Source organism: Cupriavidus sp. CPT47-8839-RL05A, assembly GCF_058792255.1.
Genome location: NZ_JBYTEG010000004.1, coordinates 191,718 through 207,060 on the forward strand (window position 1 = coordinate 191,718; position 15,343 = coordinate 207,060).

The window sequence follows — 15,343 nt, forward strand, 5'->3', positions numbered from 1 at the left end:
TCCGGTATGTTCTTGGAGTTCTGTTCCCGGACTGATCGCTTGGCTAAGCAACCCCGAACTGGCGCTGCGGACCTGGCGCTACGGCTCTCATCGCGTAGCGCAGATTGTCGACAATTCCGGGCCCGGATTGTTCCATGGGCGGGCACCCTGCGGAATTGCTTAGCGAAAAGATCGCCGCTATTCTACCGTGCTGCGCCGCACTTTTCTGCGGAAGATTGAATCTATTTATTTATTGCGCCATCCCCATGTCCCTGCCAGAAGCGCCCGGAACGGCGACGCCCGGGTCCCAGCCTGGAACGCAGCCTGAATCCCCCTCCGCTCCCGCGCCCCAGGCCAGCGAGCGCCCTGCGGTCCGCACCGTGTTCATCGTCTCGGATGGCACCGGCATCACGGCGGAGACGTTCAGCCACTCCATCCTGGCCCAGTTCGAGATGCGCTTCCGCAAGGTGCGCATGCCCTTCGTCGATACCCCGGAAAAGGCACATATCGCCGTCGGCAAGATCAATGAGGCATTCCACAACGAAGGCGTGCCGCCCATCGTCTTCACCACCCTGGTCAACCAGGAAGCGAACAAGGCACTGCGCCGCGCCAAGGCGATGATCCTGGACATGTTCCAGACCTTCATCGAGCCGCTTGAGAAAGAACTGGGGCTGAAGTCGACTCACGCCATCGGCCGCTTCCACCAGAACGCTGATACAGAGGCTTACAAAAACCGGATCGAGGCGATCAACTTCTCGCTGGCGCATGATGACGGCCAGTCACACAAGAACCTGGAAGAAGCCGATGTGATCCTGGTGGGCGTGTCGCGCAGCGGCAAGACCCCGACCAGCCTCTACCTGGCCATGCAATACGGGCTGAAGGCGGCCAATTACCCGCTGATCCCCGACGATTTCGAGCGCGGCCGGCTGCCGTCGGCGTTGTATGCGTTCAAGCCGAAGATCTTCGGCCTGTCGATCGATCCGCAGCGCCTGACCGAGATCCGCAACGAGCGCCGCCCCGGCAGCAAGTACGCGGCGCTGGAAAACTGCCGCTACGAGGTCAACGAAGCCGAGGCCATGATGCGGCGCGAAGGCATCAAATGGCTGTCGTCGACGCACAAGTCCATTGAGGAAATCGCGACCACGATCCTGCAGGAGATCAAGGTCGATCGCGACAACTACTAAGTAAAAAGCGGCCGCTCAGGCCGCTTTTTTTGCACTGCCGGCGCAGCCTCAGGCGGCGCGCCGCTGGCGCACTGCCTCGAACAGGCAGATGGCGGTCGCCGCCGCCACATTCAGCGATTCCAGCCCGCCCGGTTGCGGGATTCCCACCTTGCGCGTGACGTGCGCCATCCAGGCCTCGCTGACCCCTGCCCCCTCGTTGCCGACCACCCAGGCCACCGGCCCGCGCAGGTCGGTTTCGAATACCGCGGCATCGGCGTGCGACGAAGTCGCCAGCAGCGGCACCGCGAGGCGCGGCGCAAGCGACTCAAGCGTGCAGTGCTCGACGATATTCAGGTGAAAGTTGGCACCCATGCCGGCACGCAGCGTCTTGACCGACCAGGCAAAGGCACAGCCGGTGGCAAGGAAGGCATGCTGGATGCCGGCGGCGGCGGCGCTGCGCAGGATCGAGCCGACATTGCCGGCATCCTGCACCCCGTCCAGGATGATGCAGTCCTGCTCGATGCGCGCAGGCAGATGCCCGACCGGCGTCTCGATCACCAGCATCAGATCGATGCCATTGACCACGCCGCTGATCTGCGTGAACAGTGCATCGGCCAGCACCACCACGCGCTCGGCCTCGATCAGCGCCAGCACCGGCGCCACCTCGGCATGGTCGTAGTGCCGTTCCGACACCACGCAGGTGACGGGCTGGCCGCGCGCGGCCACATAGGCCTGCGCCAGGTGCACGCCGTCGAGCAGCGACTGCCCTGCCTTGCGGCGCTGGTGCGTGGAAGTGGCCAAGGCCTTCAGATGCTTGAACAGCGCGTTGTCGCGCGAGGTGACGTGCTTCACGATGCGGGAATTGTCGGGATACGCCGGTTGCCCCTCAGGGCGCGACCGTGACCGATACCGAGGCGCTGGCCCCGGTGACTTCGATGACTTCGGTAACTTCGGCCACCGCGGTGAACATGGGCCGCTGCTGCAGCGCCTCGCGCACGGGCGCAAACGAACGGCGGTGGTGCGGCGTGGCGCCGAACTCGGCCAGCGCAGCCAGATGCTGCGGCGTGCCGTAGCCGACGTGCGAATCGAAGCCGTACTGCGGATAGCGCTCGTGCAGCACCTTCAGCTCGCGGTCGCGCGCCACCTTGGCCAGGATCGACGCCGCCGAGATCGCCTTGACCAGCGCATCGCCCTGGACAATGGCTTCGACCGGGAACGGCACCTGCGGGCAACGATTGCCATCGACCTGCACCAGGTCCGGCACGATGCCGCTGGCGGCCAGCCCCTGCACGGCACGCTGCATTGCCAGCATGCTCGCGTGCAGGATGTTGAGCGTATCGATCTCCTCGACCGTGGCAAAGGCGATATGCCAGCCCAGCGCGCGTTCGCAGATCTTTTCGTAGAGCTGCTCGCGCTTGGCGGCAGTCAGGATCTTGGAGTCGGCCAAGCCGCGAATCGGACGCTTCGGGTCCAGGATCACCGCGGCGGCATAGACCGGCCCGGCCAGCGGGCCGCGGCCCGCTTCGTCAACGCCGCACAGGCGCTGCACGGCGGCAGCGGCCGGGGCGAGATCGAGGCCCATCTGGGGAGAAGCGGCATTGCGGCGCGCCATCAGACGGTCCCCCGGCTGTGCATCAGATCCACCACCACATCGGCGGCCAGTTGCGCGGTATTGCACTTCAGCGTCTCGTGCATGCGGGTGAAATGCTCGTAGAGGAAGGCGGTGTTGCCCTCGTCGTTGAGCTGCAGCAGCGTTTCGCGGGCCAGCGCCTCGGGCGTGGCATCGTCCTGCAGCAGTTCCGGCACGACGAAGCGCCCTGAAAGGATATTAGGCAATCCCACGTACGGCAGGTAACCCTGCCGCTTCATGATCTGCGCGGTCAGCCAGGGCACCTTGTACGAGATCACCATGGGCTTCTTGTACAGCGCCGCTTCCAGCGTGGCGGTGCCGCTGGCCAGCAGCACCACGTCGGCCGCCTCCATCGCCTGGTGCGACTTGCCGTCGACGATGGTCAGGCGCAGTTCTGGATACTGCGCGTGCAGTTCCTCGACGATGCCGCGCAGCTGCGCGCTCGCCACCGGCAGCACGAACGCCAGGTTCGGGTCCATGCGCTGCATGCGAGCCATGGCGGCAAAGAAGGTGGCGCCGAGGTTGCGCACTTCGGACTGGCGGCTGCCCGGCAGCACGGCGACGATGCGGTGCCCGGCCGGCAGGCCGAGTTCGGCGCGCGCGCCGGCGACGTCGGGCACCATCGGGATCACGTCAGCCAGCGGATGGCCCACGTAGGTGGCCGGGATGCCGGCCTTGGCGTAGATCTCCGGCTCGAACGGGAACAGGCACAGGATGTGGTCCACCGCGCGCGCGATGGTGCGGATGCGCCCGCCGCGCCAGGCCCAGATCGACGGGCTGACAAAATGCACCACCGGGATGCCGGCACGGCGCAGCGGCAGTTCCAGGCCGAAATTGAAGTCCGGGGCGTCAACCCCGATAAAGCATTGCGGCGGATTGGCCAGCAGCCAGTCGCGCACCGCGCGCCGCGTGGCCAGGATCTCGCGCAGCGAGCCCAGGACCTCGACATAGCCGTTGACCGACAGTGTTTCCATCGGCCAGCGCGAGGTGAAGCCCTGCGCCATCATGCGCTTGCCGCCGATGCCGGCGTACTCGACCGTATCGCCCAGGCGGGACTGCAGCCCGCCCATCATCAACGATGCCAGCAGGTCGCCCGAGGCCTCGCCGGCCACCATGGCGATGGTGCCGCGCTTGTCCGCAGCGCTACCGTTGCCTGTGGGCAAGCCACCCCGAATTGCGGCGTCGACCATTGCGGTCCGGTCTCAGCGTACGATGCCGCGCTGGGTGGCGGCAAGGAAGTCGACGAACGCGCGCAGCGGCGCCGCGGTGCCGGCATCGGACTGGCCCAGCAAGGCAGTGATCTCGTTGCGCGCCTCATCGAAGCTGAGGTCGGACTTGTAAAGCAGCTTGTAAGCCTGGCGCAGCGCGGCGATCTGGCCCGCGTCGAAGCCGCGGCGGCGCAGCCCCTCGACGTTGACGCCGTGCGGCGTGGCCTTGTTGCCGCTCTTGTCGCTGGCGGCGATCACGAACGGCGGCACGTCCTGCACCAGCGCCGAGGCGCCGCCCAGCATCGCATGGGCGCCGATGCGCACGTACTGGTGCACGCCGCTCATGCCGCCCAGGATCGCCCAGTCGCCCACTTCAACGTGGCCGGCGATCTGCGCGTTGCTGGAAAACACGGTGTGGTTGCCGACCGTGCAGTCATGCGCGATATGCACGTAGGCCATGATCCAGTTGTCGTTGCCGAGGCTGGTCAGGCCGCGGTCCTGCACCGTGCCGGTGTGGATCGTGGTGAATTCGCGGATGGTGTTGCGGTCGCCGATCTCGAGCCGGGTCGGCTCGTTGCGGTACTTCATGTCCTGCGGCACGCCGCCGACCGATGCGTAAGGACCGATCGTGTTGCCCTCGCCGATCGTGGTGTAACCCTCGACCGTCGTATGCGAGCCGACCCGGGTGCCGCTGCCGATCCGCACGTTGGGGCCGACGATGGAGAACGGGCCGACGGTCACGTCGGATGCCAGCTCTGCTTTCGGGTCGACCAGCGCGGTGGGGTGGATTTGCGTCATACGTCCTGTCCTTTGGTGTGTCTGGTGAAGGATGGGCCAATGCGCGGGGCAATGGTTCCCGTCCGGGCCGCTTGCCCCCGCTGCACGGGGGCGCGGCAGTCAGCCGGCGGCGCTGCCGCCGGCCGCGGGCGGCCTCACTCGGCCTGCTTCACGGTGCACATCAGCTCCGCCTCGCAGGCCACCTTGTCGTCCACCGTGGCGAACGCCTTGAACTTCCAGATGCCGCGGATATAGCGTTCGACTGTCACGTTCATGTGCAGCTGGTCGCCCGGGTACACCACCTGCTTGAAGCGGGCCCCGTCGATGCCGACAAAGTAGTACAGCGCGCCTTCCTTGCGCTCCATGTCGGCGCCGAAGGTCAGCAGGCCGGCCGACTGCGCCAGCGCCTCCAGGATCATCACGCCCGGCATCACCGGCTGTTCCGGGAAATGACCCTGGAAGTACGGTTCGTTGATGGTGACATTCTTCAGCGTCTTGATCCGCTTCTGCGCCTCGAACTCCAGCACGCGGTCCACCAGCAGGAACGGGTACCGGTGCGGCAGCAGTTTGAGGATCTTGCGGATATCGATTTCGGCCGCGCTCATGATGATTTCTCTTTAGTCTTGTGAGGGTTGGGACCCGGCGGCCTGGCCGCGCAGGCGGCGTTCCAGCGCCACCACCCGTTCGCGCAGCCTGGTCAGGCCGCGCACGATGGCTGCATTGCGCTCCCACTCGCCGTGCGGCAGGAACGGGAAGACGCTGGTGAAATGCCCCCCGGGCTTGGTAATGGATTTGGTGATCGAGGTGCCGCCCGACACCGTGGTGCGGTCGGCAATATTCAGGTGGCCGGAAAAATTGGCCGCCCCGCCGATCACGCAGAAGCGCCCGATGCGCGTGCTGCCCGATACCGCGGCGCAGCCAGCGATGACCGTATGGGCCCCGACGCGCACGTTATGCGCGATCTGGACCTGGTTGTCGATCTTGCAGCCGTCCTCGATCACGGTGTCGGCCATGGCGCCGCGGTCGATTGCCGTATTGGCGCCGACCTCCACGTCATTGCCCAGCACCGCGCGTCCCGTTTGCGGGATCTTTACGTATTCCACGCCGGTTGCACTGATGTCCGGCGCAAAGCCAAAGCCGTCCGCGCCGATCACCACGCCGCTGTGCAGGATGGCGCGGGCGCCGACCACGCAACCGTGGTAGACCGAAACGTTGGCATGGAGCAGCGAATCGTCACCGATCTCCGCCTGCGCGCCGACATAGCCGTTGGCCAGGATGCGCACGCGCTCGCCCAGGCGCGCGCCGCGCTCGATCACCACGTTGGGGCCGATGTAGCACGAAGCCGGCACCACCGCGTCAGGCGCCACGGTCGCGCGCGGATCGATGCCGGTGCGGGTATCGGTGTTGGCGGCGCGGTCAAAACGCTGCGCCACGCGGGCAAAGCATACGTAGGGATTGCGCGCCACCAGCCAGTTGCGGCCGTCGGCCCTGCCCTCGGCGCGAACGCGCTCGAGGTCGGCTGCCGAGACAATCACGGCGCCGGCCTGCGAATCCAGCGCCTGCTGCAGGTAGAGCGGATTGGACAGGAACGAGAGCTCGCCCGGTCCGGCCTGGTCCAGGGGGGCCAGGCCGACGATCGCCAGGTCGGGGTCACCCACAACCTGCGCGCCGTTCTCGGTGGCGAGCTGACCCAGTGTGGGTGTCTGCATGGCGGTACTTCCTAAAAAAACGAAAGACGAAAGAACGTGAGAACCGGTGCGGCTTAGCGGGCGCCGGCGTTCAGCGCCTTCATCACGTCGTCGGTGATGTCGATGCGCGGGTTCACGTACACCGCTTCCTGCACGATCAGGTCGTACTTGCGCTGCTCGGCCAGCTGGCGGATCACGCGGTTGGCGCGCTCCAGCACCTGTGCCAGCTCTTCATTGCGGCGCTGGTTCAGGTCCTCGCGGAACTCGCGCTGCTTGCGCTGGAACTCGCGGTCAAGGTCGGCCACTTCGCGCTGGCGGCGCTGGCGGTCGGAGTCGGCCAGCACGGCCGTGTCCTTGTCGAGCTTGTCGGCCATGCCCTTGATCTTCTGGGCCATGTCCTGCAGTTCGCGGTCGCGCTTGGAGAATTCCTGCTCCAGCTTGACCTGGGCAGCCTTGGCCGGCTGCGAGTCGCGCAGGATGCGTTCGGAGTTCACGGCCGCAATGCGCGCCTCCTGGGCCGAGGCCGGCGCCGCTGCGCAGAGGGCAGCCGTGGCGAGCGCGGCGGCGCCCAGGGATTTGACCAGCTTGGATGTTGTAATCATTTGAAACAGATCCTTTATCAGAATCAGAATGCCGTGCCGATCTGGAACTGGAAGCGCTGGACCTTGTCGTTGGTGTCGCGATTGAGCGGGAAGCCCATGCTGATCTTCAGCGGGCCAATCGGCGACAACCACGACATGCCGAAGCCGGTCGAGTACTTCAGCTCGCTGAAGCTCAGCGGCTGACCTTCCTGGTAGACATTACCGAAGTCAAAGAACGTGAACAGGCGCAGCGTGCGGTCCACGCCCGAGCCCGGCAGCGGGAAGATGAACTCGACGTTGCCGATCATCTTCGAGGCACCACCCACCGGGTTGCCATTCTGGTCCTTCGGGCCCAGCGTGCTGGTCTGGTAGCCGCGCACCGAGCCGATACCACCGGCGTAGAAGTACTTGAACACCGGGAACGGCGTGTTGCCGTAGCCGTGGCCGTAAGCGACTTCGCCGTTCAGTGCCAGCGTGAAGGACTTCGAGATCGGATAGAAGTACTGCTGCTGCACGCTGGCGCGGTAGTACTGCGTATCGCCGCCCGGCAGCCCGACTTCCAGGTTGGCCTGGGTGTACGGTCCCTTGGTCGGCACCAGCGCGCTGTCGCGGCGGTCACGTGCCCAGCCGATGGTGAACGGGAAGTTGTTGATGCCGTCGCCGGAGCTCTTGCCGATCTTGTTCAGCCAGTCGGTGTACTGGCTCGGCGTGTTGACCGACGTATACACCTGGGTCCGTTCATAGCCGATGCCGAAGAACACCGTATCGACTTCCGAGAACGGCACGCCGAACTTGAAGCCACCGCCGGCGGACACGATCTTGTAGTCCTGGTCGCCGGTGTAGTACAGCGGGCGCGAAGTACGGTAGTAGATGTCGGTCGAGCGGCTGATGCCGTCCACCGTGAAATACGGGTCGTACTGCGTCAGCGCGATGGTACGGAACGACTTGGCGGTGTTCACGTCCAGGCCCAGGCTGGTGCCGGAGCCGAACACGTTGTCCTGGCGCAGGCCGGCCTGCAGCACCAGCTTGTCGGTGGACGAGAAGCCCACGCCCAGGCTGATCTGGCCGGTCGGCTTTTCAGTCACGTTGACGTTCACATCGACCTGGTCGGGCGCGCCCGGCACGTCTTCGGTGGTGATGTTGGTGTCGGTGAAGTAGCCGGTACGGTTGATACGGGCTTGCGACTGCGTGAGCTTCTCGCTGTCGAACCACGAGCTTTCCATCTGGCGCATCTCGCGGCGCACCACTTCGTCGCGGGTCTTGCTGTTGCCCACCACGTTGACGCGGCGCACGTAGACGCGGCGGCCCGGGTCGACCATCAGGGTCAGCGCGACTTCACGCTTTTCCTTGTCGATCTGCGGTTGCGGGTTGATGGTGGTGAACGCGTAGCCGTAGGTGCCCAGCAGGTCGGTGATGGCCTTGGTGCTCTGCGTCAGCTTCTCGGACGAGAAAATATCGCCCTTCTTCAGCTGCAGCAGTTTTTCCATTTCCTCCTGCTTGCCGAGCAGCTCGCCCGCCAGGCGCACATCGGACACCTTGTACTGGTCGCCTTCCTTGATGTTCAGCGTCAGGAAGATGTCCTTCTTGTCCGGGGTGATCGACACCTGGGTCGACTCGATCGCGAACTCCAGGTAGCCGCGGTTCAGGTAGAACGAGCGCAGCGCTTCCAGGTCGGCGGTCAGCTTCTGCTTGGAATACAGGTCGTTCTTGGTGTACCAGGACAGCCAGTTCGGCGTGGACAGCTGCATTTCGTCGCGCAGCGTGCCTTCCTTGAAGGCCTTGTTGCCGACGATATTGATCTGGCGGATCTTGGCGACCGGGCCTTCATCCACGTTGAACACGACCGAGACGCGGTTGCGGTCCACCGGCGTGATCGTGGTCTGCACGTCGGCGGCATAGTAGCCGCGCGCGACGTACTGGCGCTTGAGCTCCTGCTCGGCCTTGTCGATCAGTGCCTTGTCGTAGTAACGGGCTTCGGCCACGCCAACGGCACGCAGCGAACGGCGCAGCGTGTCCTTGTCGAATTCCTTGATGCCGACGAATTCGAGCTGCGAGATCGCCGGCCGCTCTTCGACCTGGACCACCAGCACGCCTTCCTCGGCGCGGATCTGCACGTCCTTGAAGAAGCCGGTATTGTAGAGGGCACGGATGGCGTCGGCGCCCTTGTCATCGGTGAAGGTCTCACCGACGCGCACCGGCAGGTAGCCAAACACGGTACCCGGCTCGACGCGTTGCAGGCCCTCAACGCGGATGTCCCTGACGACGAACGGATCGGCAGCCCAGCCCGCCGGGCTCCAGGCTGCAATAACGGCACTCGCCAGCAAGCCCAGCGAAATGCGCTTATGTCTGATCAATGTTGATCCCCTCTTTGATTCCATCCAGGATTGCGCTCCGATGCCTTATTGGACTGCGCCTGGCAAATGGCGTCCCTGGCGACGGTGCCCGACGACACCACCGCCCCCTTGCCGATACACGTTTCTAGCCGTTCGCCAGAAACATTCGGCTGACGTCATTGAACAAAGCGAGCGAAGTCAGGAGCAAGATGCAGGCGATGCCAACCTTCTGCAGCATTGCCTGCCAGTGGTCTGGGACGGGCCGGCCAGTCAAAAATTCCACGCAATAATACAGCAAATGCCCCCCATCCAGAACCGGAATGGGTAACAAATTGAGTACACCAAGGCTTACGCTGACCAGTGCCAGGAAGCTGACAAAGGCCTGCAGGCCCAGGTTTGCGGCACGCCCCGCGTAGTCCGCCACGGTCAGCGGGCCGCTCAGGTTCTGCAGCGAAGCCTGCCCCACCAGCATCTTGCCCAGCAGCTTGAGCGAGAGCGCGCTGGTGTCCCAGACCTGGCCGGCCGCACGCGCCAGCGCCTGGTCCGGCCGGTAGCGCACGGTTTCCATCTGCACCGCCTGGCTGAGCGCCGCGCCGAGCTTGCCCGCCGGCGCCGCGGTGGCGCCGCTCGCGTCCTTGGCGCCATCGCGCGCCACGGCGGTGTCCAGCGTCACCGGCACGTCCAGGCGCTTGCCGTCGCGCTCGATGCCCAGGGTCACGGTCTGGCCGGGCTGGCTGCGCACCGCCTTGATCAGCGCGCTGGCCTGCGTGAGCGGGCTGCCCTGCCAGGCAACGATGCGGTCGTCCTTTTTCAGTCCGGCGCGCTCTGCGGCCGAGTCCGGCAGCACCTCGGTAATCGTCACCGGCCCGCCCTTCAGGTTCAGGCCCAGCGTGGCCAGCGGATCCTGCTCGGGATTGCCGCCGGTATTGGGCAGGCGCGGCAGCGTTACGTCGCGCTCGGCCCCGTCGGCGCCGCGCACGCGCAGCACGGCGCGCGCATCGCCAAAGCCCTCGGCGAATACGGCCATGCGCAGGTCATTCCAGGAGCGCACCGCTTCGGTATGGTCATTGGCGGTCAGCGACAGCACCCGGTCGCCTTCGCGCACGCCGGCCTGCGCCGCCATGGTGCCGGCCGCGGGCGCCGCCACCACCGGCACGGGCTCGCGCATGCCGCCGGCAAAGAGCGCGAAATACAGCACGATTGCCAGTGCAAAATTGGCCAGCGGGCCGGCCGCCACGATCACGAAGCGCTTGCCGACCGGCTGGCGGTTGAAAGCCCGCGGCAGGTCGGCCGGGTCGATCGGCGTGTCGCGCTCGGGATCGACCTCGCGCTCGTCCAGCATCTTGACGTAGCCGCCCAGCGGGATCGCCGCCACCGTCCATTCGGTCCGGTCGCGGCTTTTTGAAATCCAGCGCAGCAAGGGCCGCCCGAAGCCGATCGAGAAACGCAGCACCTTCACGCCGCAGGCACGCGCGGCGAGGTAGTGCCCCATTTCGTGCACATAGATCAGCACGCACAGGGCAACGATGAAAGCGAGTACGGTTTGCATGGAGTCGGGACGTCGGTAACGATGGCTGGACTGGCGCGCCGGGCCCCGGGGGATCCGGGGGCGCCGCAGCCGCTATTGTCGCAGATGCGGCAAGCCGACCCGCCGGATCAGCGCTTTGCAGCCAGGGCGGCCACGCCCGCGCGTGCCGCCTCGCGCGCCAGCGCGTCGGCTGACAGCACCGCTTCGAGCGTATCGGCAGGCCCCTGAAGTGTCGCTTCAAGCACCTGCCGGACGATATCGGCAATGTCCGTGAAGCGCACTTTGCCGCCCAGGAATGCCTCGACCGCCACCTCGTTGGCTGCATTGAGGGCCGCCGGCGCCACACCGCCAGCGCGCAATGCATCGAAAGCCAGACCCAGGCAGGGGAAGCGCACCAGGTCCGGCTTCTCGAAATGCAAGCCTCCTGCCACGGTCAGGTCCAGCGGCGTGACCCCCGCATCGATCCGTTCCGGATACGCCAGGCCATAGGCGATCGGCGTGCGCATGTCCGGGTTGCCCAGTTGCGCCAGCACCGAGCCGTCGGTGTAGGCCACCATCGAATGCACGATGCTCTGCGGATGGATCAGTACCTCGATGCGCTCGGCGGGGGCGCCGAACAGCCAGTGCGCCTCGATAACTTCGAGGCCCTTGTTCATCATGGTGGCGGAATCGACCGAGATCTTGCGGCCCATGACCCAGTTGGGATGGGCGCAGGCCTGGTCGGGGGAGATATCGTGCAGCGTGGCCGGGTCGCGCGTGCGGAACGGCCCGCCCGACGCGGTCAGCAGCACCCTGGCAACGCCCCTGCCGTAGCGCGGATCGTCGGCCGGCAGGCACTGGAAGATGGCGTTGTGCTCGCTGTCGATCGGCAGCAAGGTGGCGCCGTGCTCGCGCACCGCATCCATGAAGATGCGCCCGGACATCACCAGCGCTTCCTTGTTGGCCAGCAGCACGCGCTTGCCGGCACGTGCTGCCGCCAGCGTCGGGCGCAGGCCGGCGGCGCCGACGATGGCGGCCATCACCGAATCGGTCTGCGCATCGGCGGCCACGGATTCCAGCGCGGCTTCGCCGTGGCTGACCTCGGTCTTCACGCCGGCATCGCGCAGCAGGGTTTCCAGTTCGCGCGCTGCCTCGGCGGTCCCCACCACGGCGCGGGCCGGGCGGAATTCAACGCACTGGTCAGCCAGCTTGCGCACCTGCCGGTGGGCGGTCAGCGCATGCACCGCATAGCGGTCGGCATGGCGCCTGACGACGTCGAGCGTGCTTTCGCCAATGGAGCCGGTGGCGCCCAGGATGGTAATCCGATGCATAGCAGACGGCTTCAGAGAAAAATCAGCATCAGGGCCGCCAGCGGGAACACCGGCAGCAAGGCGTCGATGCGGTCCAGCACGCCGCCATGGCCGGGCAGCAGCCGGCTGCTGTCCTTCTTGCCGACCTGGCGCTTGAGCAGCGATTCGAACAGGTCGCCGACCACGCTCGCGGCGACCAGCAGCGTGGTCAGCACCGCCACGTAGGCCAGCCCGCCGCGATCGCCCATCGCGGAGAACCAGGTCGGGGCAAAGGCATGGGTGGCGGCGAGCGCCAGGCCGATCACCAGCGCCAGCAGCCAGCCGCCGATGGCGCCCTCCCACGACTTGCCCGGGCTGATGCCAGGCGCCAGCTTGCGCCGGCCGATGGCCTTGCCGGTGAAATACGCGCCGATGTCGGCCGCCCACACCAGCACGGCCGCGGTCAGCAGCACGCCGATGCCGGCGCCGCGCAGGATCATGGTGGCATGGGCGAACGCGGGCAGCATCACCAGTCCCAGCACCGCGCCCAGGGCGGTAAACGACGGCGTCGCGGTGCGCACACCGCGCGCCAGCAGCAGCACTGCAACGCCCCAGCAGACTACCGCGGCTTCGAGCAGCCAGGTGGTGGCGTGGCGCAGCGGCAGGTCATGCCAGGCAATGGCCGCGATCAGGCACGCCAGCGCATAGACATAGGGCCACGGCCCGCGCAGCCCGATCAGGCGGCCGAATTCCCAGCCGGCCAGCAGCACGATCACGGCCACCAGCCCGGCCAGAGCCGCGGGCGGCGCCAGGAACAGGATTGGCAGGATCAGCAGCAACAGGCACAGGGCGGTGATGACGCGGGTGAGGAGCATGCGCTGCAGTCCCGTGAGAGGTTGGAGTAGCCAGGCTCAGGCCGTACCCGATAGTCCCGGGGCGACCAGCTGTGCGCTGGTGCGGCCGAAACGGCGTTCGCGCTGGCGGTACGAGGCGAAGGCCTTGTCCAGTTCCGCGGCGTCGAAATCCGGCCAGAAAACGTCGGTGAAATACAACTCGGAATACGCCAGCTGCCACAGCAGGAAGTTGCTGATGCGCTGTTCGCCGCCGGTGCGGATGAACAGATCCGGCTCCGGCGCATAGGCCATCGCCAGGTGCGGCGCCAGCACCGATTCGTCGATCGAGGCCGGGTCGAGCATGGGCGAGCGCGCCAGCATCTTGCGCATGGCCTGCAGCAGGTCCCAGCGGCCGCCGTAGTTGGCGGCGATGGTCACGGTCAGGCCGGTGTTGCCGGCCGTGCGCGCCTCGGCATCGCGGATCAGCTGCTGGATGCGGGGGCTGAAGCGGTCCAGGTCGCCCACCACCCGCAGCCGGATGTTGTTGGCGTGCATCTTCACCACTTCGCGCCGCAGGGCCATCATGAACAGCCGCATCAGGAACGAGACCTCGTCCGCCGGGCGCCGCCAGTTCTCGGAACTGAAGGCGAACAGCGTCAGGAACTGCACGCCGCGGGCGGCGCTGGCTTCCACCACCGCGCGCACCGCGTCCAGCCCCCGGGTGTGCCCGGCAACGCGCGGCAGGTGCCGCTGGGTCGCCCAGCGGCCGTTGCCGTCCATGATGATGGCAACGTGGCGGGGGACGTAGGAGGTATCGGGTACGTCGAGCGTTGAACTGATGTGCTGCATGATGGCAGACGGTCGTTGACTGCCCCGGCCATGCCGGGACGGGGTCAGACCGTCATGATCTCCTTCTCTTTCTCGGCGACCATCTTGTCGATCTCGGCCACGTACTTGTCGGTCAGCTTCTGCACTTCGTCCTGGCCGCGGCGCTCGTCGTCCTCGGAGATGGTCTTGTCCTTGACCAGCTTCTTGAACTGCTCGTTGGCATCGCGGCGCAGGTTGCGCACGGCAACCTTGGCGCCCTCGGCCTCGCCCTTGACGACCTTGGTCAGCTCCTTGCGGCGCTCTTCGGTCAGTGCGGGCATCGGCACGCGGATCACTTCACCCATGGTGGCCGGGTTCAGGCCCAGGTCGCAGTCGCGGATGGCCTTCTCGACCGCGCCCACCATTTTCTTTTCCCAGGGCTGCACCGTAATGGTACGCGCATCGGCCAGGCCGACTGCCGCGACCTGGCTGATGGGAACCATCGAGCCGTAGTAGTCCACCTGAACGTGGTCGAGCAGGCCGGTGTGGGCACGGCCAGTGCGGATCTTCGCCAGATCGGCCTTGAAGGCTTCGATCGACTTCTGCATTTTCTGCTCGACGCTCTTCTTTGTGTCGGCGACGCTCATTTTTACCTCCGGAAATCAGCCAACCATGATCCCCCTGGCGGGGATCGAAAATGAATCATTCTACCCTTTGCCCGGCCGGATACCAGCAGCCCGGCGTCTGGCGCCCTGCCTCAGACGTGCACCAGCGTACCTTCGTCCTCGCCCAGGATGATGCGCTTGAGCGCGCCCGGCTTGACGATCGAGAACACCCTGATCGGCAGCTTCTGGTCGCGGCACAGGGCGAAGGCGGTGGCGTCCATCACTTGCAGATTGCGCGAGATGGCCTCGTCGAAGCTGATGGTGGTGTAGCGCGTCGCGCTCGGGTCCTTCTTGGGGTCGGCGGTGTACACGCCGTCCACCTTGGTCGCCTTGAGCACGACCTCGGCACCGATTTCCGAGCCACGCAGCGCGGCGGCGGTGTCGGTGGTGAAGAACGGGTTGCCGGTGCCGGCGGCGAAGATCACCACCTTGCCCTCTTCCAGCTGGCGGATCGCGCGCGGGCGGATATAGGGCTCGACCACCTGGTCCATGCGCAGCGCGGACTGCACGCGGCCTTCGATATTGGCGTGGCGCATCGCGTCCTGCAGCGCCAGTGCGTTCATCATGGTGGCCAGCATGCCCATGTAGTCGGCAGTGGCGCGGTCCATGCCAGCGGCGCCGCCGGCGACGCCGCGGAAGATGTTGCCGCCGCCGATGACCACCGCGACCTGCACGCCGAGCTTCACGATCTCGGCAATGTCGTTCACCATCGCCTCGATGGTGGAGCGGTTGATGCCGAAGGCATCGTCGCCCATCAGGGCTTCACCGGACAGTTTCAGAAGGACGCGCTTGTAGGCTGGCATGTTCACCCTCGGACAGGAGCAAATCGCTCGGTTGAGACGATCTTGAGACGTATGTTTTGGCACCGGCGGCACGGATCCTC

Annotated in this window: 15 protein-coding genes; 1 reads left to right on the top strand and 14 read right to left on the bottom strand. The window is 66.2% G+C overall.

Annotated features, from left to right (window positions below):
• Positions 1 to 359 precede the first annotated feature (359 nt).
• Complete coding sequence (gene ppsR, locus AC3WVS_RS06150; RefSeq protein WP_010809585.1) at positions 360 to 1,163, top strand: posphoenolpyruvate synthetase regulatory kinase/phosphorylase PpsR; 804 nt, start codon at positions 360 to 362, stop codon at positions 1,161 to 1,163.
• 48 nt (positions 1,164 to 1,211) lie between these two features.
• Here ppsR and AC3WVS_RS06155 read toward each other — a convergent pair whose 3' ends face one another.
• The 14 genes from AC3WVS_RS06155 to pyrH form a co-directional block, all read right to left on the bottom strand.
• On the bottom strand, positions 1,212 to 1,994 hold the full coding sequence (locus tag AC3WVS_RS06155; protein WP_492317831.1) for a TrmH family RNA methyltransferase: 783 nt from the start codon (positions 1,992 to 1,994) through the stop codon (positions 1,212 to 1,214).
• A gap of 34 nt (positions 1,995 to 2,028) precedes the next feature.
• Positions 2,029 to 2,754 (bottom strand): ribonuclease HII, encoded by a 726-nt coding sequence (gene rnhB / locus AC3WVS_RS06160; protein WP_492317832.1) that lies wholly within the window; start codon positions 2,752 to 2,754, stop codon positions 2,029 to 2,031.
• Positions 2,754 to 3,887, bottom strand: coding sequence for a lipid-A-disaccharide synthase (lpxB, locus tag AC3WVS_RS06165; protein ID WP_492317944.1), 1,134 nt, complete (start codon positions 3,885 to 3,887; stop codon positions 2,754 to 2,756). Before lpxB ends, rnhB begins: the two co-directional genes overlap by 1 nt.
• 87 nt (positions 3,888 to 3,974) lie before the next feature.
• Positions 3,975 to 4,778 (bottom strand): acyl-ACP--UDP-N-acetylglucosamine O-acyltransferase, encoded by an 804-nt coding sequence (lpxA, locus tag AC3WVS_RS06170; protein WP_340530707.1) that lies wholly within the window; start codon positions 4,776 to 4,778, stop codon positions 3,975 to 3,977.
• 134 nt (positions 4,779 to 4,912) lie between these two features.
• A complete protein-coding gene (gene fabZ / locus AC3WVS_RS06175) occupies positions 4,913 to 5,362 on the bottom strand; it encodes a 3-hydroxyacyl-ACP dehydratase FabZ (RefSeq protein ID WP_010809590.1) in 450 nt (149 codons plus the stop codon).
• A gap of 12 nt (positions 5,363 to 5,374) precedes the next feature.
• On the bottom strand, positions 5,375 to 6,466 hold the full coding sequence (lpxD, locus tag AC3WVS_RS06180; RefSeq protein ID WP_492317833.1) for a UDP-3-O-(3-hydroxymyristoyl)glucosamine N-acyltransferase: 1,092 nt from the start codon (positions 6,464 to 6,466) through the stop codon (positions 5,375 to 5,377).
• Positions 6,467 to 6,519: 53 nt separating this feature from the next.
• Complete coding sequence (locus AC3WVS_RS06185; RefSeq protein WP_492317834.1) at positions 6,520 to 7,047, bottom strand: OmpH/Skp family outer membrane protein; 528 nt, start codon at positions 7,045 to 7,047, stop codon at positions 6,520 to 6,522.
• 23 nt (positions 7,048 to 7,070) lie between these two features.
• Positions 7,071 to 9,404, bottom strand: a complete 2,334-nt coding sequence (bamA, locus tag AC3WVS_RS06190; protein WP_231881344.1) for an outer membrane protein assembly factor BamA — start codon at positions 9,402 to 9,404, stop codon at positions 7,071 to 7,073.
• A gap of 100 nt (positions 9,405 to 9,504) precedes the next feature.
• Positions 9,505 to 10,908, bottom strand: a complete 1,404-nt coding sequence (gene rseP, locus AC3WVS_RS06195; protein WP_010809594.1) for an RIP metalloprotease RseP — start codon at positions 10,906 to 10,908, stop codon at positions 9,505 to 9,507.
• Between the two features lie 107 nt (positions 10,909 to 11,015).
• On the bottom strand, positions 11,016 to 12,197 hold the full coding sequence (gene ispC / locus AC3WVS_RS06200) for a 1-deoxy-D-xylulose-5-phosphate reductoisomerase (RefSeq protein ID WP_492317835.1): 1,182 nt from the start codon (positions 12,195 to 12,197) through the stop codon (positions 11,016 to 11,018).
• Positions 12,198 to 12,208: 11 nt separating this feature from the next.
• Positions 12,209 to 13,030 carry a phosphatidate cytidylyltransferase gene (locus tag AC3WVS_RS06205; protein WP_492317836.1) on the bottom strand — a complete coding sequence of 274 codons (822 nt, stop codon included), beginning with the start codon at positions 13,028 to 13,030 and terminating at the stop codon, positions 12,209 to 12,211.
• 36 nt (positions 13,031 to 13,066) lie between these two features.
• Positions 13,067 to 13,837 carry a polyprenyl diphosphate synthase gene (uppS, locus tag AC3WVS_RS06210; RefSeq protein ID WP_035815510.1) on the bottom strand — a complete coding sequence of 257 codons (771 nt, stop codon included), beginning with the start codon at positions 13,835 to 13,837 and terminating at the stop codon, positions 13,067 to 13,069.
• Positions 13,838 to 13,881: 44 nt separating this feature from the next.
• The gene (frr, locus tag AC3WVS_RS06215; RefSeq protein WP_010809598.1) at positions 13,882 to 14,442 is read right to left on the bottom strand and encodes a ribosome recycling factor; all 561 of its coding nucleotides are present in this window, start codon (positions 14,440 to 14,442) and stop codon (positions 13,882 to 13,884) included.
• Between the two features lie 110 nt (positions 14,443 to 14,552).
• The gene (gene pyrH / locus AC3WVS_RS06220) at positions 14,553 to 15,263 is read right to left on the bottom strand and encodes a UMP kinase (RefSeq protein ID WP_010809599.1); all 711 of its coding nucleotides are present in this window, start codon (positions 15,261 to 15,263) and stop codon (positions 14,553 to 14,555) included.
• Positions 15,264 to 15,343: the final 80 nt, after the last annotated feature.